We start from the raw sequence: 19,012 nt of genomic DNA, 5'->3' as shown, positions 1-19,012 counted from the left end.
TGGGAATAGCGTTTTTTGGAACTCATTCAGTTCTTAAAAGGTCAATTTATCTAAAAATGGCTTGATGTTTATTGGCTGATCATTAGGCTTTTGTTGCACGACCACTTTCAACTTTGCATGATTGGTTAAATAACGCAATGCTTCGGCTTCATTTTTGTCTACAGCCACACTATCCAGCAGCATTTTCATGCCATCTTGATAAGCAAGTATCCCTAGGTTAATACCAATCTCACTCAAATCAATACCACCCTTTACCAGCTTCGCCATATCTTTGGCGGTTTCTGTCAGTAGTATCGGCCGGAAACCGTTAAATCGCGAATCCTGATAAATGGCTAACATCTTTTTTAAAGTGAGCACATTAGCTTCAATCCCTGCTGGCGCAGACTGCAAAATCAGCGTCTGTCGTAAATGATTTTGAGCCACCCGGTTTGAAACAACTAAAATTCGATTAGTCGCGGTGGCCTTCACCCAGTCGCTTGCAACTTGACTAGGTAACAGCCGACTACCAATACGTGCAAACTTGATATCCATTGTCATAGTGTTTAAGCCCCTTTGTGACCTGTTTCCGGTTCAAAACACCGAATACCCTTCTGACCGCTTTTTTCCAGATGGTCAACTACTTTATCTAACGGTTGATCCCGAATGGTAAAAGCATCCATCACGATTGGTAAGTTAACCCCCGTGATCATCGCCATCTGTTCAGGTTGCCGACTCACAAATTGAGAGGCAACCGTAAACGGCGAACCACCCCATAAATCAACTAGAAATAACACGGCATCGGCCGAATCAAATTTACTTAGTGCGGTTTGAAATTTGATGATCAAATCATCTGACGTTTCCTGTTCCTCAAAAGTCACGGTCGCAACGTTAGTCTGTTTCCCAAAAATCATCGTTGCAGACTGTAAAAGTCCCTTGGCAAAATTACCGTGGCTAGCAATCACAATGGCAATCACGACATTGCCTCCTCATCATTAAACAAAAAAATTAATTCCTACATCCATAACTTACTGCAGTTGGTCTAATCATAGCACACTGACCCAATTCATGCCCTGATGCATTTACAAATTAGTGCGCCAAGGCGAGTAGTTCCTCAGGAGTAGTAAACGTATAATCGGCACCATCGACAGTTGATGTCTGACCATCTCCCCAGGCCACTAAACCAAATTTGATTCCAGCGGCATGAGCAGCTTGACCATCAAACTTAGTATCGCCAATATAAATGGTTTCTTCAGGCTTGGCATTCAGTCGATCCATGGCCACTAAAATCGGATCTGGCGCTGGTTTGCCCCTTTTAGCATCTTCAAAGAAAACAAACTGGCTAAAATATTTGTCTAAACCAAGTGGCGTAACGTCCCGCTTAAACTCAAATGTCTGCTTGGAAGTCATAATTGCCAGTTGCGTTGTGGGCTGTGCTTTCAAATCTGCCAACATTTTCTCAATACCGTCATAGACGTGAACTAGCGGTTGAAACTCAGGAATGGCCTGGGCCCATTCGTTCAGGATTGGCTGAATCAAGTCTGCGGGCACTTTAAGGTGTTTTAAAGCATCAAGGCTAGTAATTCCAAACGTCTGTGCTAACTCACTGTACGGATGCTTAATTTGGTGCTGACGAAGGACCTTGTCTAGTGCTTTCATGTACATCGCTTCAGTATCAAGCAAGGTACCATCTACGTCAAAAATAAAGTTTTTCATTACCCAAAACCTCCGAAAAAATTTTCAATCAAAAAAACTCGGAATATTCAACCAAAACTGGTCAAACATTCCGAGTTTACGTATGCGGCCAAGAGGACTCGAACCTCCACCGGGAAAACCCCGACAAGATCCTTAATCTTGCGCGTCTGCCAGTTCCGCCATGGCCGCATCAACAAGAAATAATATACCAGAATTATAACTTGTTTTCAATGGTTATTTGTAAAATAGTTATATTTACTCCGCATTTACCGTTGCGCCTTGACGATCAATATCAAAAATACGCAAGCTTCCACGAACATCCTTATCCATTAATTTCTGGCGTAAAACGATCAGCTGCGGTTCTTTAGCAAAGGTCCCAATCGTTGGCCCAGCACCACTTAGATAAGTACCATAGATGCCAAGCTGATGGGCAGTTTCGCGAATCATAGGTAATTCCGGAACCAGTTTTGTCCGAGCAATTTCATGAAATTGATCACGTTCCATCATGTGACTAACTAATTCCCAATTTTTAGTGGCTAAGCCAGCCACCATCACATTTGCAACACTGCTGCCAATTACTGCCTGTTTACGCGGTAACTGATCGGATAAAACGTTTCGACTATCGGCAGTCAATAACGGCTGGTTTTTGATGAATGCCAGCATCTTTAGCCCCTCTGGCATCGCCAGCTTAACACTGGTTGCACTTTCACCATCAAAATCAGAAATGGTCACATCGCCCAATAAGGCTGGCGCAGCATTGTCTGGATGTCCTTCTATCTTGGCAGCAATCGTCACTTGATCAGCCAACGAAAGATCCATTTTGCCTAATTCGTTCGCAATTTTAACTCCGGCGACCACTGCAGTAGAAGAACTTCCCAATCCCCGAGCCACTGGAATATCAGACATAACCGTCAGTTGATGCGGTTGAAGTTTGGGATTCACCTTCAAAGCAGATTGAACGATTAAATTTTGATCATCCGTTGGTACGTCAGGGCCCAAAGCGTGGTTTACCCGCCATTGTTCGGTTTTTTCTTCCACAATCACTGTGAGGTATAAATGCAGCGCAACCCCAATAGAATCAAATCCTGGTCCTAAATTAGCCGATGTTGCTGGTACTCGAATCACAATTTTACCCATAAACTCATCCTCCAATGCTGACATGGAACGTGTTAACACGCTCTCGGTTTTCATTCACTATTATCAAGGACATCAATTTAAATTTCAATCCTGTTAAACTAATTTTCCTGTAGTTACTGAACGATACTTTTTTGAAAAATCAATTTACCACGACACTTGCCGCAAACAAATTTTTGTGTATTGATCTGCCGTTTTCGTTGGTAGAGCAACCCGCACTTTTCACAGCGATAAACAAGGTATCTAGTGGGTTTACTCTGCCGTGGTTGACGAGGCGCATACCGCAAGCCACCTACAGCTTGTAATAACTGCTTGAATGCTTTAGTACGGTGTTGACCAGATTGACCAGCCATATGCAGATGATAATGGACTAATTCATGTTTGATGACACCTTCTAGCGTAGCTTCACCAAACATCGTCAGCATCCGCGGATTGATATCAATATGATGATCCTGTAAATGATATCTGCCACCCGTTGTTTTAAGACGTTGATTAAAAACGGCTTGATGCCTAAATGGCTTTCCGAATGATTGAAGCGAAATTCGTTCAACTAGCTGTTGCAATTCCTGATCAGTCATCTGGTGCCACCATGCTTAGCTGAATCCGGTGTCGTTGTTCATCAACTTCCAGTACCCAGACAGTTACAATATCTCCCACAGATGCAACGGTTGTTGGATCGCTAACATAGGATTTTGACAGATGTGAAACGTGTACTAAACCATCTTGTTTAACGCCGATATCAACAAAAACACCAAAATCCACCACGTTTCTAACGGTGCCTTCCAACTTCATACCCGGCTTTAAATCACTCATTTGCAAAACGTCGGTCCTTAAAATCGGTGCTGGCATCTCATCACGCCGATCACGTCCTGGCTGCTGTAAGCTTTTTAGAATATCCTGAAGCGTCTCTTTGCCCACACCTAACTGATCACTTAAAGTATTTGCATCACTATTTTCCAGTGCAGAAGCAACCGCTGGCGTACCAACCTGATTTAATTTTAAGCCTAAATGCGTTAACACCCGTTTGGCAATCGGATAACTCTCTGGATGAATATCGGTGTTGTCCAGCACGTTTTTGCCATTAACGATTCTTAAAAAACCAACCGACTGCTCGTAAGCTTTAGGTCCGAGACGTGGCACTTTCTTCAGTTCTGGACGACTGTTAAAACTGCCATTTTCTTCCCGATAAGCTACGATATTGCTTGCCGTTTGCTTTGAAAGTCCTGAAATATGCTCTAATAACTCAATACTAGCGCGATTTAAGTCAACACCAACTTGATTAACAGCTGTTTCAATCACACGTTCAAGTTGCTCGTCTAGGCCGCTTTCAGGAACATCGTGCTGATATTGACCAACACCGATTGATTTAGGGTCAATTTTCACTAATTCAGCCAACGGATCCTGGAGTCGCCGACCGATGCTAACGGCGGAGCGTTCTTCAACATTAAAATCGGGAAATTCTGCCCGAGCGACTGCACTTGCTGAATAAACTGAAGCGCCCGCCTCGTTGACAATCGTATACCTGACATCTCGATCAATCTGTTTAATGGCATCTGCCACAAACTGTTCGGATTCCCGACTTGCAGTACCATTACCAATGGCAATCATATCAACTTGGTAATCATTCAATAATTTAATAAATGCTGGCATTGCTTGCTGCCGTTTCGTAGGTGAAGCAGGTTTATGCGGATAAATGACCTGCTTAGCTAAGTATTTCCCATTGCCATCCATAATAGCCAGTTTACAGCCAGTTCTATACGCCGGATCAAATCCCATAACGACGTGTTTTTTTAGGGGTGCCTGCATCAAAAGGTGATACAGATTATTACCGAACACCTGAATGGCGTGTGCCTGAGCAGTTTCGGTCAATAATCGTCTCAACTCTCGCTCAATGGCTGGGCCAATAAAGCGCTTATAGGCATCTTGATAGGCTGCTTCAACGATGGCAACGGCTGGGCCTTGATGACGACCAATCAACTGAAATTTTAAATAGCGGTCAATAGCTGGTTCATCAACGTTGATCTTAACGGTCAATACACCTGCCTTTTCGCCACGATTGATGGCCAAAGTCTGGTATGGACTCAACTTTTTGATAGTTGATTGAAAATCATAGTAGATTTTATAAACCTGATCTTCATCCTTCTCCTGCCCATTACGCTTTAATTTACTGGTCAGAATACCGTTTCGTTGAGTATAGCGCCGAACCCATTCACGAAATTCAGCTCGCTCACCAATAGCTTCTGCCAGAATCTCATTAACACCTTCCAGTACACTGCTAATATCCGGTACCTGATCGTTAATATACCTCTTTGCCACCGGCTCAATAGGATCGCGTTTAAACTGCAGTACCCACTGCGCCAGTGGATACAAGCCGGCATCCTTGGCGATTGTGGCCTTGGTTCGACGTTTTTGCTTGTAAGGCAGATACAAATCCTCGACCTGCTGCAATTGAGTAGCCGCTTTAATGGCAGCAGACAGTTTAGGAGTTAATTTTTCTTGTTCAGAAATTTGATTCAGTACTTCTTGCTTCCGTTGCTGCAACTTGCTGATGCGATTAGCTTCATCCTGAATCTCTCGAATTTCAACTTCGTCAAGATTTCCCGTCATTTCTTTACGGTAGCGGGCAATAAAAGGTACCGTATTATGATCGTTTAATAAGTCTAACGTCACATCAATTTGGTGACTTTTATAGGCAGGTAATGCCTGTTTAATCAGTTTTAACGTTTCAGTTTCCATTCTTCAACATCCTTACGTGTAGTGTGTTTATTATACCATGCAGGCACTCCTACCTACGTACAAAAATAGAGCAAGCAATCATCTCACTGATGATTACCCGCTCTATTTTCAAACTTTTTTTACATCACCAGTGACATAATACGTTGCGCTGCTGAAGTAATTTTTTCCATCATATTTTCTTGTTCATGCTCAGAATCATTGAAAGCTTCAACGTTGACCTTTTGATCATCAGGATCAATAGCATCAACCATTGCTTGGCAAGCCTGTGCATAGTTCCGATAGGCAGCTACTAGTTGCTTGTGCTTCCCTAGAATCCGAACGGGTACTGAAGCCTGCTGTAATCGATTCAAGTTCTCGGTGTAAGCATCCGTTCCCTTTTGAAAAGTTGCTTTAATCGCCGTTAGTGTTTCCGTACCTAAATCAGCAACTTTTTCATCATCAATTGCTTGGCGCAACTTCTCAAAATCCGGGTTCATTTCCGATCCCGTTTTTTCAGTGTCTTCAATAACTTTACTTAGAGCAGGTAAATAACTTGCCATCGTTTTTGGCTTCATAAAAATTCCTCCTATTTTCCAAACCGTCGCTGTACTACTTTAACGATTTCAACAATCACAATCATCAAGATACCAGCACCAAAGACAATTCCCCACTGCAATCCATTCAACTCAGTCAAATGGAAAATGGTATTAAACCCTGGCACAACAATCGTAACCGCTAATAATAAGAACGCCGTCAAAATCGCCCAGTTCAGAGAACGGTTCTTGAACAAACCAACTTTAAAAATAGAGTCGTGAATCGACTTAGAGTTAAAAGCATGGAACAACTGAATCATTCCTAAAGTCGCAAACGCCATCGTTAGCGCGTCTGCATGAGCTAATTGTGTGCTGGCATGAACCGGGAACTTTATAGAAAGGCCATAGACACCAAGTGTGATCAAGCCTTCTAGTAATCCTTGATAGATGACATTGCCGAATACGCCGCCAGAAAAGAAGTTCGATGACCGTCCCCTTGGCTTGCGCTTCATGATATTAGGTTCTGCTGGTTCCAAACCAAGGGCAATTGCTGGAAAAGTATCCGTCACTAAGTTAATCCATAGAATCTGCACTGGAGCCAAAATTTGCCAACCTAACAAGGTCATTACAAACAGGGTCAGCACTTCGCCAATGTTTGCTGATAAGAGGTACTGCAGCGCTTTTTGAATGTTAGCAAAGACCTTACGTCCCTCTTCTACCGCAACCACAATGGTGGAGAAGTTATCATCTGCCAATACCATGTCACTGGCACCCTTAGAAACTTCCGTACCCGTAATTCCCATACCAACACCAATATCAGCAGCCTTCAATGCTGGTGCATCGTTCACGCCATCACCTGTCATTGCCACCACTTTACCACGCTTTTGCCAAGCATTCACGATTCGCACCTTATGTTCTGGTGCGACTCGTGCGTAGACTGAATACTGGTCTACCGTTTGATTGAACTGATCATCGCTAAGTTTATCCAGTTCGGCACCGGTAATTACTTGATCATCACCTTGAGTTTCAACAAAAATGCCTAACCGCTTTGCAATGGCTGTGGCAGTATCTCGGTGGTCACCAGTAATCATGATTGGCCGAATCCCAGCTTCATGAGCTTCAACAACCGCTTGAGCCACTTCCGGACGTTCAGGATCAATCATGGCGATTAAACCGATGAAAATTAAATGCTGTTCAGCAGTCTCACTGGTTAAATCAGTAGGCACTGCTTCGACATCGTTATAGGCAAAGGCTAAAACCCGTAAAGCCTGAGTTGCCAACTGGTGGTTAGTTGCCATGATCTGTTGTTTATCAGTATCAGTTATATTGCGAACTTTACCGTCCAGCAATATGCGATCAACTCGTTTTAACAACTGATCCGGTGCACCTTTAGTGTACTGTGTCACCTTACCATCCTGATCCTCATTAAACGTTGACATTAATTTCCGTTCAGAATCAAAGGGAATCTCAGCAATTCGTTTATTGCTACTAATAGTTGCAGAAGCTGGCTCATCTTGGTCCAAATAATACTGAATCAAGGCCGTCTCTGTTGGATCGCCCGCAAGGCCGTCATCGGTAAATTTACTATCGTTGTTTAACATCATTGCTAACGACAGTGGGTCCGTTAAATCCACCTTCTGCTGTTTAGCATCCACCAGCTGACCATTTTCATATAACTGTTCAACCGTCATCTTATTTTGGGTCAGGGTACCGGTTTTATCTGATGCAATAATATCTGTACTACCAAGTGTTTCCACGGCAGGTAGTTTACGAATCAGCGCATGCCGCTTTGCCATCCGTTGTGTGCCCAGCGCCAAGGTGATCGTCACAATAGCTGGCATCCCCTCCGGAATCGCTGCTACGGCCAAGGAAATGGCTGTCAGCAGCATATTAACCAGGGTTTCTTCCCCACGTACCATACCAATCACAAAAACCAACACAGCGATTGCCAAAATTAAGATGGTCAACCATTTTCCTAACTGATTCAGGTTTTCTTGTAACGGTGTTTTCGTCTCTTTAGTTTCTTCGATCATGCCAGCAATTTGACCTACTTCGGTCTGCATACCGGTGGCCACAACGATCCCTGTTCCTCGACCAGTCGTGATATTCGCTGTCATGTAGACCATGTTATCACGGTCACCTAACGCCAGATTATCTTCATCCAACACATCACTGGTTTTGTTCACCGGAACGGACTCTCCGGTTAAGGCAGCTTCTTCGACCTTCATCACATTTGCTGTCAATAAGCGAATATCAGCTGGTACAATATCGCCGGCCTCTAGGTGCACGATATCACCGGGAACCAGCTCATCACTTTTGACAGTAATGACTTGTCCGTGACGTTCCACGTGTGCCACTGGCGCAGCCATTTCACGTAACGAATTGATGGCATCTTCCGCTTTTGATTCCTGAAAGACACCAAAAACAGCGTTTAAGATAACGACTGCAAAAATGATCAGTGCATCAGCCACTTCACCAGTTGCTCCGGCGACCAGCGCAGCAACAATCAATACAATGATCATGAAATCTTTAAACTGAGCAATAAATTTTTGCAGAAGTGTAGTTTGCTTTTTGGCAGCTAACTTATTTTCGCCATATTTTTCCCGCCGTTCTTTAACGGCACCTTCTGTAAGTCCTTGTTCTTGTGTCCCTAAATTTGAGAACAACTCATCCGTTGTCTGCTGGTACCAAGGTCTGTCCTTCATCTAAAATCCTCCTGTCATTTATGAAACCTGTTATTTTCGTTATAAGTCTCATCGATTAAGGCCCTCCCGGGAGCTAGTTGCCCCTTGCTGACGGTTTGGCCACAGAAGATTCTGCCGATTACTCCCTCATCGTATCACGCAGTTACAAGTTGTTTATTTCCAAAAAGTATCGAAGACTGTCACAGGTAAGTGACGCTTATGCTGGGTTTTTAAATACCAGCTTTCAATCGTTTCCGCTGCTTTATCCGAAACGGGTTTGCCTTCCAGATAATCATCAATCTCATCATAGTGAACACCTAATGCCACTTCGTCGGGCAATGATGGTCGTTCCTCTTCAAGATCCGCTGTAGGGACCTTAGTATACAGGTGTTTGGGTGCATGAAGTACTTCTAGAAGTTGCTTACCCTGACGCTTGTTTAAGCGCCAGATTGGCGTGATATCAGCAGCACCATCACCAAACTTAGTGTAAAAGCCCGTTACTGCTTCAGCGGCATGGTCAGTGCCCACTACGGCACCCTGATTCGCACCAGCAATGGTAAACTGAGCGATCATCCGTTGACGCGCTTTAATATTACCCTTGTTAAAATCAGAAATTTGCTCCTGATTTGCCTGAACCGCAGCGACTGTTGCATCCGTTGCAGCTTTGATATCGACCCGGTCAACTCGATCAGCTTGCATAAAATCAATCGCATCCATTGCGTCAGACTCATCTGCTTGAGTGCCATATGGCAAACGAACCGCAATAAATTGATAACTGTCATCCTGAGTTTCTTCACGCAGTTCGGTAGCTGCCATTTCTGATAACTTACCAGCTAAAGTTGAATCTTGACCGCCGGAAATGCCTAACACCAACGTCTTTAACCCCGTCTTTTGCAAGTAAGCCTTTAAAAAATCAACGCTGCGCCGAATTTCTGTTTCTGGATCAATTTGCGGTTGTACCTTTAACGCGGAAATAATTTGTTGCTGTAATTCTCTCATCTCTTCATCCTCTTACTTATTATCATAATCAATTTTTTTGACATATTCGTGAACTTTTTTAATTAAATTCATCTTGTTGTCCCATAATTTTTGAGACAGATCAACTGGATACTTTTGTGGGTTTAAATCCCGTTTGTATTCTGGCCAAAGATTTTCCAAACTTTCTGAACAACGACGCTTAATATCAACCAACTCTGGCTGCTGATAAACTAATCGCCCTTTATCGTAAATCGTCTGTAAGATTGGACGGGCATCAAAGTCAGTGACCGTTTTATTGATGTAGGTGTAATTAGGATGGAACATGTACAACTCATCTTGCTGCCGGGGGTCTTCACTAGAAAGTGCAATGTAATCCCCTTCAGACTTACCACTGTCCTTTTTGGTGATCCGCCAGACTTGTTTAGGTCCAGGTGTGGAAACCTTCTCAACATTGTTAGACAGCTTGATCGTATCTTCCATCTTACCGTCTCGCTCAATAGAGACCATTTTGTAAACGGCACCTAGCGCGGGCTGATCAAAGGCAGTGATTAACTTTGTACCAACTCCCCAAACATCGATCTTAGCCCGTTGCATCTTCAGCGACATAATGGTCTTTTCATCTAAGTCGTTAGAGGCATAAATCTTAGCTTCCGGATATCCGGCTTCATCTAATTGTTCGCGCACCCGCTTCGAAAGGTAAGCCATGTCGCCAGAATCAATCCGGACACCTAAGAAATTAATTTTATCTCCCATTTCATTAGCGACTCGAATAGCGCTCGGTACCCCGCTCTTAATAGTATCGTAAGTATCCACTAAGAACACACAGTCTGTGTGTGTCTCTGCATAGGCACGAAAAGCATCGTAATCGTTTCCGTAGGTTTGCACCAGTGAATGCGCATGAGTCCCGCTAAGTGGAATGCCAAATATCTTTCCAGCGCGAACGTTGGATGTGGCATCAAAGCCACCAATGTATGCAGCACGGGTGCCCCAAATTGCGGCGTCAAATTCCTGTGCTCGCCGTGAACCAAATTCCATGATACCGTCGTTACCAGCAACTGAACGAATTCTAGCAGCTTTAGTGGCAATGAGTGTCTGGTAGTTCACAATATTTAATACCGCTGTTTCAATCAGTTGACAATCCGCCAATGGCCCTTCTACTTGCAGCATTGGTTCGTTGCTGTAAACGAGCTCGCCTTCCGCAGCGGAACGAACTGTCCCTTTAAACTTGAAATCAGTTAAATACTGAATTAATTCAGGCGAATAATCAGTTGCTTCTTTTAAGTATTCGATATCTGTTTTTGAAAAGTGTAAATTTTCGATATAATGGATGATGTGTTCCAATCCAGCAAAAACGGCAAAACCGTTTTTAAAAGGCATGTCACGAAAGTAAACTTCGAAAATGGCTTGCTTATTTTGAATTCCTTCCTCAAAATAAGTTTGAATCATGCTTAATTCATACGCATCCGTATGCAACGTTGTGCTATCGTCTGGATACTGCTTTGCCATGGTTGTAACTCCTTTAAGTGTTTGATATTTCTGGTTATGAGAACTATTCTATCATTAATCCGAATTATCGTCAGTTAAACCGAGATGATTTACATTATTTCTAGAATGGATGGTTATTATGTCAAAAGAATTCCCACTAGTCAGTGTTCTCAACGTTCCCTTTATCAATGCGACCCAAGCAGCTTTCTTAACCACAATTGAATCACGTATCGATAAACGTGAAAATACGTTTGTTGTGACGGCTAATCCAGAAATTGTCATGTATGCCAGAAATGATCCTAATTATCAGCAGATTCTAAATAATGCCGACTATATCACTCCGGATGGCATTGGTATCTTAAAGGGAGCTGCTATTCTTGGCACCCCAATGGCTGAACGCATTACTGGCTATGATACGATGCTTGACCTACTACAATGGGGAAATGAGCACCATAAATCAGTGTATTTGATCGGTGCAAAACCTGAAGTTATCACTGATGTAAAAACGGTTGTCACAAACCGCTACCCGAAGCTTGATATCGTAGGTATTCACGACGGCTACTTCGATAATTTCGGCCCCATTGCTCAGGATATTGCCAAAACTCAGCCAGACATGGTATTCCTAGCAGTCGGTTTTCCAAAGCAAGAACAGTTGATTGCCGATTATCGTCATCAGAATAACGGCCTCTGGATGGGTGTTGGGGGTAGTTTTGACGTTCTTAGCGGCCATACTAAGCGAGCACCTAAATTTTTCCAAAATCATCATCTCGAGTGGTTTTACCGGCTGCTCACTGAGCCAACTCGTTTAAAACGTATGATGGTTCTGCCCCGGTACCTTAAAACGGTCAAACAATCTGCCCGAAATAACAAATAGAATCGTGTACGAAAAGAACCTAGGAGTTGATCAACAGATCGCTTCTAGGTTCTTCTTTATTTTTCCAGCACAAATTCGAATCGTTCACCCACGTACTGAGTCCTAACATATTCGAATGGTCGACCGTCTTGTAAATACGAAATTTGACGTAACCGCAAGATAGCATCACCACGCTTGATATCCAAGTATTCTGCAATTCTTTCTGAAGCAGATGAGGCCGAAACCATTTGTTTAGCATGGCCTGGAATTAACCCCTTCTTGGTTTCCAAAGTTCGGTAAAGAGACTCAGAAACCTCTTGCTTGGAGAGTCCTTCCACAATTTCTAATGGAATGGTTGCTACCTCAAAACTGATTGGCACATCATCGCCATAACGGACACGTTCCATTCGTAAAACCTGTGTATCATCCTTAAGCTTTAGCTTCTCACTTTCACTTAATGACGGACTCATCACATGGTAGGAAATAGTCTTACTAGACGGCTTTTTACCTTGGGCAAGCATTAGATCAGTAAATCCAGTGACCCCTGACATTTTTTCTTGTACTTTCTGATTAGCTACGAAAGTACCGGAACCAACAAAGCGCTCCAAAATGCCCTCTTCAACCAACGTTTGAATCGCTTGTCGAAGTGTCATTCGGCTGACATGGAATTGAACGGCTAGCTCACGTTCTGATGGAATACGATCACCAACAGACCACTTGCCGGCCTCAATTGCTTTCTTGATTTCATTATGAATTTGAATATATACAGGTGATCCCATAAAATTTACGACCTTTCTTACCTAACTAATCAGCTTGATCCGCGTTAAATTCGCGGCCATAACTGTAGGTTGTTTGTAAATTAAGTGCGCGATCAAAAATGTTCATGTCGGCATCTAACCCAGGTAAAAGTTTACCTTTTTGAGTTAGACCAAACTCTTCAGCCTGGTTAACAGAGGCCATTTGGACCGCATCTTCAATTGTGCAGCCAGTAAAGGAAATCACGTTGCGAAAAGCATCATCGTAACGCAATACAGAACCAGCTAAGTTACCCGTTTCAAGGCGGGCTTGCTTATCTTTAACAATGACTTTTTGACCGCCAAGTTCGCTAATGCCCTCAGGCATACCTTTAGCACGCATCGAATCAGTCACTAATTCAATGCGATGTGGTCCTTTTTGTTCATAAGCAAGTTTAATCATATCTGGTACGATGTGGAACCCGTCACAAATCAGTTCAGCATACATATTATCTTCAAGCATGGCATGACCAGTAACACCGGGTTCACGATGCTTAAATTCACGCTGGGCGTTATACAAGTGGGTCACATGAGTCGCTCGGCTTGCTAACATTTGTGCCCGTGTGGCGTTACTGTGCCCCACTGAAGGTACAATATGATGAGCTAAACAATAATCTTCAAAGACCCTTGCACCGTCATCTTCAGGTGCATAAGTAATGAGTTTAACTAACCCACCTGAGAGTTCGTTCCAGTGATCTAGGAGAGAAACATCAGGATCCTTGATGTACTTTTCAGGTTGAGCACCTTTATAAATAGCGGCAATGAAAGGTCCTTCAAGATGAACTCCCTTAATGACTGGATTGACCTTAGCTGCTTCTTTAATACCCGTCATCGCGTGAGCAATATTATCGTTGGACTGCGTCATGGTTGTTGGGAAAACGGTTGTGATTCCCTCTTTAACCATGTGATTAACCATTTGGTTGATCTGATCAGCATCACCATCCATGGAATCGAAACCATACCCACCATGAGTGTGGACATCAATAAAACCAGGAACGATTACTTTGCCATTGACAAATTTAACTTCATCTTCTGGTTGTGCACGATAGTCAACCATCTGACCAACAGCCTCAATTGTTTTGTTGAACCGAATATAACCATCCGTAATGACATCTTCACCAGTATAAATTGTCGCGTGTTTCAACACGATACTCATAAACTCTTCCTCCTAATCAACTCTCATCTACTCGATTAAGTTTACGGGTTTATTATATACTGGTATAGACCATTTTGCAAGCCTGTTGTATCGGTGTTTGCAGAAGTCATCTTAACCATAGCAACAACCCTATATAGCATAAAAGACTTATTCAGCGTTATTACGCTCAATAGTGGCATCAATACCCTTAACTACAGCAGTCATAAAACCGGCTTCTTCCATAGCCAGTAAACCTGCCACCGTACTACCGCCTGGTGATGAAACTTGGTCAATAAGCCCAAAGGGATTTTCATCAGAATTCAACACCATCTCTGCAGATCCCATCACAGCCTGTGCAGCAATTTTAGTCGCAGCTGCTTTAGTTAAACCATGCTTGACACCAGCTCGACTTAAACTGTCGATGAAGAAATAGACGTAAGCCGGACTCGAACCAGCTAACGCTGAAAAAGTCGCAAAATCAGTTTCCGGTAAAGTCACCGTACTCCCGATCTGATCAAACAATCCAATTGCTTTTTCCTTTGTTTCACCAGTCAAATTTTCGTTAGCATGAATCGCCGTCATTCCGGCGCCAATGGCAACATTCAAGTTAGGCAATGTCCGCAAAATTGGTAAGTCGTAACCCGCTAATTCTTCCAGCCGTTCTAGTGATAAACCCGCAACGATGGAAATTAGCGTTGTGTTTTTAGGGTCAAGCTGATCGCGAATTTCCTGAACCACTGAAGTGGCAACGTTAGGCGTAACGGCCAACACAACGAAATCGCTATCCTTGGCAACATCAGAGTTACTTGCTTTTGCTACCACACCTGTCTGTTTGGCAACTTTTTCATAAGTTGAAGCATGCGCACTATGAACCAAAATATCTTCTGATGAAAGTTTCGTTTGCTTAAGCAACCCCGTTATAATCGCTTGTGCCATACCGCCGACACCAATGAAGCCTATTTTCATAAGTATCACTCCTAAACGTCTTGATTTTACAGTTAAGATATTAAATACATTATATCAAAGATTACCTTGTGCCACAGTCTTTCTACAATCTAATCATGGCCATCATTCCAATTCACATTCAACAAAAATTTAAAAAAAGCCCACCAGCCAAAAGACTGATGGGAACGTTCAGATAAATAATTGGGCTAGCTGGGTTCGAACCAGCGCATCACGGGATCAAAACCCGTTGCCTTACCACTTGGCTATAGCCCAATAAAGAGATGGATGGGAGTGGATTCGAACCACCGAACCCGAAGGAGCGGATTTACAGTCCGCCGCGTTTAGCCAGACTTCGCTACCCATCCGTAATTAGAAACAAAAACAACATCAATAACTATACAACATAATGTATATCCAGTCAACACAAAATTGGTTGATTGGGCTAGCTGGGTTCGAACCAGCGCATCACGGGATCAAAACCCGTTGCCTTACCACTTGGCTATAGCCCAATAAAGAAATGGATGGGAGTGGATTCGAACCACCGAACCCGAAGGAGCGGATTTACAGTCCGCCGCGTTTAGCCAGACTTCGCTACCCATCCATAATTGATTTGCTACAAATCAACTTAATTATAATAACAAAAATCGGTTAGTCTCGTCAAGCTGGTTTATCGTTATTTCTCATAAAAAAGTGAATTTCATTCATTTCTAATCTATTAAATTAATCACCCGTACTCGTTTTAACCACTCAGACTGAAAATCATCGGTTAACCATTCATGTCTCCTGGCTGTCCCATAGCCCACTGCCTGATTGAAGTAAACAGTCCCGTCGAGTTCCCGTGGCATTGGATGGATATGCATGTGACCAAATAAAACGTATTCTACGCGGTATTTAGTTAGTAACTTCCCAGTGCGGGCGCTACCTAACATAGCGTTAGCCATATTCCAAAAACGATTGTCAGAGGTAATCCGTAAATATTCAATTCGTGGCACAAAGTGAGTCATAAATAACACACGCTTATGCGCTTGCTGTGCCCGTCTTAATTGAGTCTCAATCACCTGCAATTCCTTGGTCATTCTTTCTGGATCGCTTAGAGGCTGTTTAATGGCACCATCAATCCAATAAGCACGCTTCCAGTGTAAAAAATCAGTATCAGGGCGATGCATAACAGCAGAAAACGTATAGTCATACCAGCCATTATTGCCAATAATTCGCCAATCGGTACCCGTCACGTCAAAATATTGACGGTGAAGATAAGTCGTGGCTAGTGGCTTCTGAAGTTCCTCATAGCTAATATCATTCACCATATCATGATTTCCTGCGATAAATCGAATAGTGGTACTAGGTGTCATTTTTTGCAATTCTTCAGCAAATGCCAACGAACGATTAAAATGGTTAAAAAGATCCCCTGCAATCAAATAGATGCTTATTTGGTTTTCTTTTAGCCAATCACTTTGATGTTTCAGAGCTTGGTCAACATTCACTTTATTAATATCAAGGTGAATATCACTCACCATCGCTACTCTAACCATCGTTTCTCTCCTAACAAAAAAAGTTGTGCTACGAGATTATCGTAACACAACTTTGAAATGACATGTTTATAGAACACCTTCCATTAAGCGTTTAATTGGCTTAATCATAAAGAAGAGAATGATACCAGCAATAATAGATACAATTCCAATAATGCTGAAGTAGGCAATTTCGTTTGAAGGTGTGTAGAACTTAACGATTTGTGAGTTGACAGCTTGCCCAGCTGAATCAGCTAGGAACCACATACTCATCATTGACGACTGGAATGCTCTTGGCGCCAACTTAGTTGTTACTGACAATCCAATTGGTGAAATTAATAATTCACCAATTTCCACGATTGCCCAGCTACCAACGAGCCACAATGGACTGATTAAAGAATGAGCCCCGAACATTGACACTGGAATAACTAACAATAAATATGATAAACCAGTGACTAACATCCCCATTGAAAACTTGCTTGGCGATGAAGGCTGCTTCTTACCTAATTTTGTCCACATTGTGGCAAAAATCGGTGTGTAAATCAAAATAAATAATGGATTCAATGATTGATAGTTAGCTGGATTGATATGAATGACCCAGTTAAAGAGATGAACCGTGTTGTTAGTTTGATCCTGTGCAAACAGAGCTAAAACAACAGAACCTTGTTCCTCAATTGCCCAGAAAATAGCAGCGGCAATGAACAGTGGTACGTACGCCCAAACACGAGACCGCTCCTGTTTCGTAACTTTCTTACTAGTCAACATCACTGCAAAATAAGCGACTGGCGTTAATACCGCGATGATACTTAACAGAGTGATGAAGTTAGCAATATTAAATGCACCGAAAACGTACATGATCAACAATACTAAAATAAAGGCGATTGCAGCCAAAGTGACGCGGAATGATAATTTCTTAGCGTCACCGGGCTCCAGCGGATCATCTGGGTACAGTGAATCTGCACTCAAATATTTTTTACCACCAAAGTAGTAGGAAACTAATCCAAAGAACATCCCGATAGCTGCCAGTGAGAAACCAACATGGAAGTTAAATGCTGTCCACATAGCTGGCACGACGATTGGCGCGATCAAGGATCCTAAATTGATCCCGAAAACAAAAATCGTGAAGCCAGAATCACGACGAGTATCTTCTGGTGAATATAACGTACCAACCATTTCGGAAACGTTTGGTTTCAGTAAACCAGTACCAATAGTGATAAAGCAAATCGAAATAAATAACGCGATTTTACCAGCTGGTAATGATAAACAAATATGACCAAACATGATCAAAACACCACCGTAAAACACGGTCTTACGGCTACCCCAGATACGGTCACTTAAAAAGCCACCAAGTACTGAAGATAAGTAAACTAACGACCCGTAAATCGACATGATAGAGGCAGCAAGCCCCTTGTCCATGCCGAGGCCACCCTTTGCAATTGAGAAATACATATAGTAAATCAGAATTGCTTTCATACCATAGTAACTGAACCGTTCCCACATTTCAGTCATGAATAACGTAGATAATCCACGTGGCTGACCGAAAAATGAGCGGTCTAATTGCTTGTTTCCTTGGTTATCCAATTAAAGCCCCTCCAGACATCTCTCACTCGAGCAATACCATTTATTTACCGGAGTGATGATTAAAGGAGCGGGAACCCCGCTCCTCATAGTATTCTAATTGAAACATATAGGATATTATACGCCAGAAAAGGATTCAACGCAATGACATTTAAGGTATAAAGCACTAGCTAGCATTGATTTTGCGAGAAATGTGTCTAATAAAAAAAGTTCATTTTTATACCTTATTTATGATTTATCTTTAACCAATAACTTTATTTTTATCTAATTCTGCCATCGCAAATTTAACCAAGCTTTCACCATTAACCCAAGCATAGATGTCATCAGGAATCTTTTTCAATCGTGGGTTAACGTTCTTCAATGCCGCATAATCACATCCAACTTGTGGTGCAACAAGTACCAAATCTGCCGTGTTTAAATCACCGTTTTTAGCAGCCGCAATACTTGTCGCTTCAAACGTAATATCAGCATGGTAGGCCTCGGTAGATCGCTGCGCAGTCTCTTGCAATAATTGACTCGTAATGCCACTAGCACACACAATTAGTACACTTGTCATAATGATTTACCTCCAAATTTTGCGTTATGTATTAGCGCGTTCATTGTGTATAGGTTACCACCAAATAATGTATACCACAAGTAAATTTATTATTGTTTTCCTTTTGATTTAGCCATTTTAACATCTATACCAATTGTATAAGTTGGCTTTTTATGGTTATTTTGCTTTTCCTGATAGCTTTATTTTGCTGATAATGTGCTAACCAGGTCTAAAGCCAAATAAAAAAGCACCAACGCGTCCGCGTCAGTGCTTTCTCTCAGTTGAATAGATGCCGGCTGAGGAATTCGAATCCCCGACCCTCGGTTTACGATACCGATGCTCTACCAACTGAGCTAAGCCGGCATTACTAAAAACTAAATTGTGACTCCGGCAGGCGGGCTCGAACCGTCGACATCTTGATTAACAGTCAAGCGCTCTACCAACTGAGCTATGCCGGAATAATA

General features: G+C 42.6%; 17 protein-coding genes and 7 tRNA genes. 1 reads left to right on the top strand and 23 read right to left on the bottom strand.

The features are described from left to right. Positions 1-33: 33 nt before the first annotated feature. The 11 genes from AC6H04_RS08390 to AC6H04_RS08340 form a co-directional block, all read right to left on the bottom strand. Positions 34-537 (bottom strand): PTS sugar transporter subunit IIB, encoded by a 504-nt coding sequence (locus AC6H04_RS08390; protein WP_497571228.1) that lies wholly within the window; start codon positions 535-537, stop codon positions 34-36. A 5-nt stretch (positions 538-542) separates the two neighbouring features. Beyond that, complete coding sequence (locus AC6H04_RS08385) at positions 543-953, bottom strand: PTS sugar transporter subunit IIA (RefSeq protein ID WP_497571227.1); 411 nt, start codon at positions 951-953, stop codon at positions 543-545. A 112-nt stretch (positions 954-1,065) separates the two neighbouring features. After that, the gene (locus AC6H04_RS08380; RefSeq protein ID WP_497571226.1) at positions 1,066-1,692 is read right to left on the bottom strand and encodes an HAD family hydrolase; all 627 of its coding nucleotides are present in this window, start codon (positions 1,690-1,692) and stop codon (positions 1,066-1,068) included. Positions 1,693-1,775: 83 nt separating this feature from the next. Beyond that, positions 1,776-1,860 (bottom strand) — tRNA-Leu (locus AC6H04_RS08375). A gap of 66 nt (positions 1,861-1,926) precedes the next feature. Next, positions 1,927-2,808 (bottom strand): homoserine kinase, encoded by an 882-nt coding sequence (gene thrB, locus AC6H04_RS08370; RefSeq protein WP_497571225.1) that lies wholly within the window; start codon positions 2,806-2,808, stop codon positions 1,927-1,929. Positions 2,809-2,921: 113 nt separating this feature from the next. Next, positions 2,922-3,383 carry a SprT family protein gene (locus tag AC6H04_RS08365; RefSeq protein ID WP_497571224.1) on the bottom strand — a complete coding sequence of 154 codons (462 nt, stop codon included), beginning with the start codon at positions 3,381-3,383 and terminating at the stop codon, positions 2,922-2,924. Then, positions 3,376-5,541 carry a Tex family protein gene (locus tag AC6H04_RS08360; protein WP_497571223.1) on the bottom strand — a complete coding sequence of 722 codons (2,166 nt, stop codon included), beginning with the start codon at positions 5,539-5,541 and terminating at the stop codon, positions 3,376-3,378. The genes AC6H04_RS08365 and AC6H04_RS08360 overlap by 8 nt, the downstream gene beginning before the upstream one ends. Positions 5,542-5,660: 119 nt before the next feature. Then, a complete protein-coding gene (locus tag AC6H04_RS08355) occupies positions 5,661-6,095 on the bottom strand; it encodes a hypothetical protein (protein WP_497571222.1) in 435 nt (144 codons plus the stop codon). Between the two features lie 11 nt (positions 6,096-6,106). Further along, the gene (locus tag AC6H04_RS08350) at positions 6,107-8,758 is read right to left on the bottom strand and encodes a cation-translocating P-type ATPase (RefSeq protein ID WP_497571221.1); all 2,652 of its coding nucleotides are present in this window, start codon (positions 8,756-8,758) and stop codon (positions 6,107-6,109) included. A gap of 153 nt (positions 8,759-8,911) precedes the next feature. Continuing rightward, positions 8,912-9,736: an NAD(+) synthase gene (nadE, locus tag AC6H04_RS08345; protein ID WP_497571220.1), complete on the bottom strand. Its 825-nt coding sequence runs from the start codon at positions 9,734-9,736 to the stop codon at positions 8,912-8,914. Between the two features lie 12 nt (positions 9,737-9,748). Next, positions 9,749-11,221 (bottom strand): nicotinate phosphoribosyltransferase, encoded by a 1,473-nt coding sequence (locus tag AC6H04_RS08340; protein WP_497571219.1) that lies wholly within the window; start codon positions 11,219-11,221, stop codon positions 9,749-9,751. 118 nt (positions 11,222-11,339) lie between these two features. On the opposite strand from AC6H04_RS08340, the gene AC6H04_RS08335 reads away from it, so the two are divergent. Beyond that, entirely contained in the window at positions 11,340-12,074 is a 735-nt protein-coding gene (locus AC6H04_RS08335) for a WecB/TagA/CpsF family glycosyltransferase (RefSeq protein ID WP_497571218.1), read from the top strand. Positions 12,075-12,130: 56 nt separating this feature from the next. On the opposite strand, the gene AC6H04_RS08330 is transcribed toward AC6H04_RS08335, so the two are convergent. The 12 genes from AC6H04_RS08330 to AC6H04_RS08275 all read right to left on the bottom strand — a co-directional run bounded on the left by AC6H04_RS08330 (position 12,131) and on the right by AC6H04_RS08275 (position 19,006). Further along, on the bottom strand, positions 12,131-12,832 hold the full coding sequence (locus tag AC6H04_RS08330; RefSeq protein ID WP_098825452.1) for a GntR family transcriptional regulator: 702 nt from the start codon (positions 12,830-12,832) through the stop codon (positions 12,131-12,133). Positions 12,833-12,857: 25 nt separating this feature from the next. Beyond that, complete coding sequence (gene nagA, locus AC6H04_RS08325) at positions 12,858-14,003, bottom strand: N-acetylglucosamine-6-phosphate deacetylase (RefSeq protein WP_497571217.1); 1,146 nt, start codon at positions 14,001-14,003, stop codon at positions 12,858-12,860. A 147-nt stretch (positions 14,004-14,150) separates the two neighbouring features. Further along, complete coding sequence (gene proC / locus AC6H04_RS08320) at positions 14,151-14,948, bottom strand: pyrroline-5-carboxylate reductase (protein WP_497571216.1); 798 nt, start codon at positions 14,946-14,948, stop codon at positions 14,151-14,153. A gap of 180 nt (positions 14,949-15,128) precedes the next feature. Then, positions 15,129-15,200, bottom strand: a tRNA-Gln gene (locus AC6H04_RS08315). Between the two features lie 9 nt (positions 15,201-15,209). After that, a tRNA-Tyr gene (locus AC6H04_RS08310) sits at positions 15,210-15,292 on the bottom strand. 72 nt (positions 15,293-15,364) lie between these two features. Then, positions 15,365-15,436, bottom strand: a tRNA-Gln gene (locus tag AC6H04_RS08305). A gap of 9 nt (positions 15,437-15,445) precedes the next feature. After that, positions 15,446-15,528 (bottom strand) — tRNA-Tyr (locus AC6H04_RS08300). Between the two features lie 106 nt (positions 15,529-15,634). Next, positions 15,635-16,459: a metallophosphoesterase gene (locus AC6H04_RS08295; RefSeq protein WP_497571215.1), complete on the bottom strand. Its 825-nt coding sequence runs from the start codon at positions 16,457-16,459 to the stop codon at positions 15,635-15,637. 66 nt (positions 16,460-16,525) lie between these two features. Further along, positions 16,526-17,944 (bottom strand): peptide MFS transporter, encoded by a 1,419-nt coding sequence (locus tag AC6H04_RS08290; RefSeq protein WP_497571229.1) that lies wholly within the window; start codon positions 17,942-17,944, stop codon positions 16,526-16,528. Positions 17,945-18,254: 310 nt separating this feature from the next. After that, positions 18,255-18,569 (bottom strand): PTS sugar transporter subunit IIB, encoded by a 315-nt coding sequence (locus AC6H04_RS08285; RefSeq protein WP_497571214.1) that lies wholly within the window; start codon positions 18,567-18,569, stop codon positions 18,255-18,257. 269 nt (positions 18,570-18,838) lie between these two features. Continuing rightward, a tRNA-Thr gene (locus tag AC6H04_RS08280) sits at positions 18,839-18,911 on the bottom strand. A gap of 22 nt (positions 18,912-18,933) precedes the next feature. Continuing rightward, positions 18,934-19,006: transfer RNA gene (locus AC6H04_RS08275), tRNA-Asn, on the bottom strand. Positions 19,007-19,012: the final 6 nt, after the last annotated feature.

The sequence above is a fragment of the Secundilactobacillus sp. MJ173 genome, from assembly GCF_059704265.1.
This window is presented reverse-complemented; position numbering and strand designations above follow the sequence as displayed.

Coding starts and splice junctions, on each gene's coding strand:
- AC6H04_RS08340 (WP_497571219.1), bottom strand. CDS start 11,221: ATGGCAAAGCAGTATCCAGACGATAGCACAACGTTGCATACGGATGCG.
- AC6H04_RS08360 (WP_497571223.1), bottom strand. CDS start 5,541: ATGGAAACTGAAACGTTAAAACTGATTAAACAGGCATTACCTGCCTAT.
- AC6H04_RS08355 (WP_497571222.1), bottom strand. CDS start 6,095: ATGAAGCCAAAAACGATGGCAAGTTATTTACCTGCTCTAAGTAAAGTT.
- AC6H04_RS08295 (WP_497571215.1), bottom strand. CDS start 16,459: ATGGTTAGAGTAGCGATGGTGAGTGATATTCACCTTGATATTAATAAA.
- nagA (WP_497571217.1), bottom strand. CDS start 14,003: ATGAGTATCGTGTTGAAACACGCGACAATTTATACTGGTGAAGATGTC.
- AC6H04_RS08335 (WP_497571218.1), top strand. CDS start 11,340: ATGTCAAAAGAATTCCCACTAGTCAGTGTTCTCAACGTTCCCTTTATC.
- nadE (WP_497571220.1), bottom strand. CDS start 9,736: ATGAGAGAATTACAGCAACAAATTATTTCCGCGTTAAAGGTACAACCG.
- AC6H04_RS08290 (WP_497571229.1), bottom strand. CDS start 17,944: ATGACTGAAATGTGGGAACGGTTCAGTTACTATGGTATGAAAGCAATT.
- AC6H04_RS08285 (WP_497571214.1), bottom strand. CDS start 18,569: ATGACAAGTGTACTAATTGTGTGTGCTAGTGGCATTACGAGTCAATTA.
- proC (WP_497571216.1), bottom strand. CDS start 14,948: ATGAAAATAGGCTTCATTGGTGTCGGCGGTATGGCACAAGCGATTATA.
- thrB (WP_497571225.1), bottom strand. CDS start 2,808: ATGGGTAAAATTGTGATTCGAGTACCAGCAACATCGGCTAATTTAGGA.
- AC6H04_RS08390 (WP_497571228.1), bottom strand. CDS start 537: ATGACAATGGATATCAAGTTTGCACGTATTGGTAGTCGGCTGTTACCT.
- AC6H04_RS08350 (WP_497571221.1), bottom strand. CDS start 8,758: ATGAAGGACAGACCTTGGTACCAGCAGACAACGGATGAGTTGTTCTCA.
- AC6H04_RS08330 (WP_098825452.1), bottom strand. CDS start 12,832: ATGGGATCACCTGTATATATTCAAATTCATAATGAAATCAAGAAAGCA.
- AC6H04_RS08380 (WP_497571226.1), bottom strand. CDS start 1,692: ATGAAAAACTTTATTTTTGACGTAGATGGTACCTTGCTTGATACTGAA.
- AC6H04_RS08365 (WP_497571224.1), bottom strand. CDS start 3,383: ATGACTGATCAGGAATTGCAACAGCTAGTTGAACGAATTTCGCTTCAA.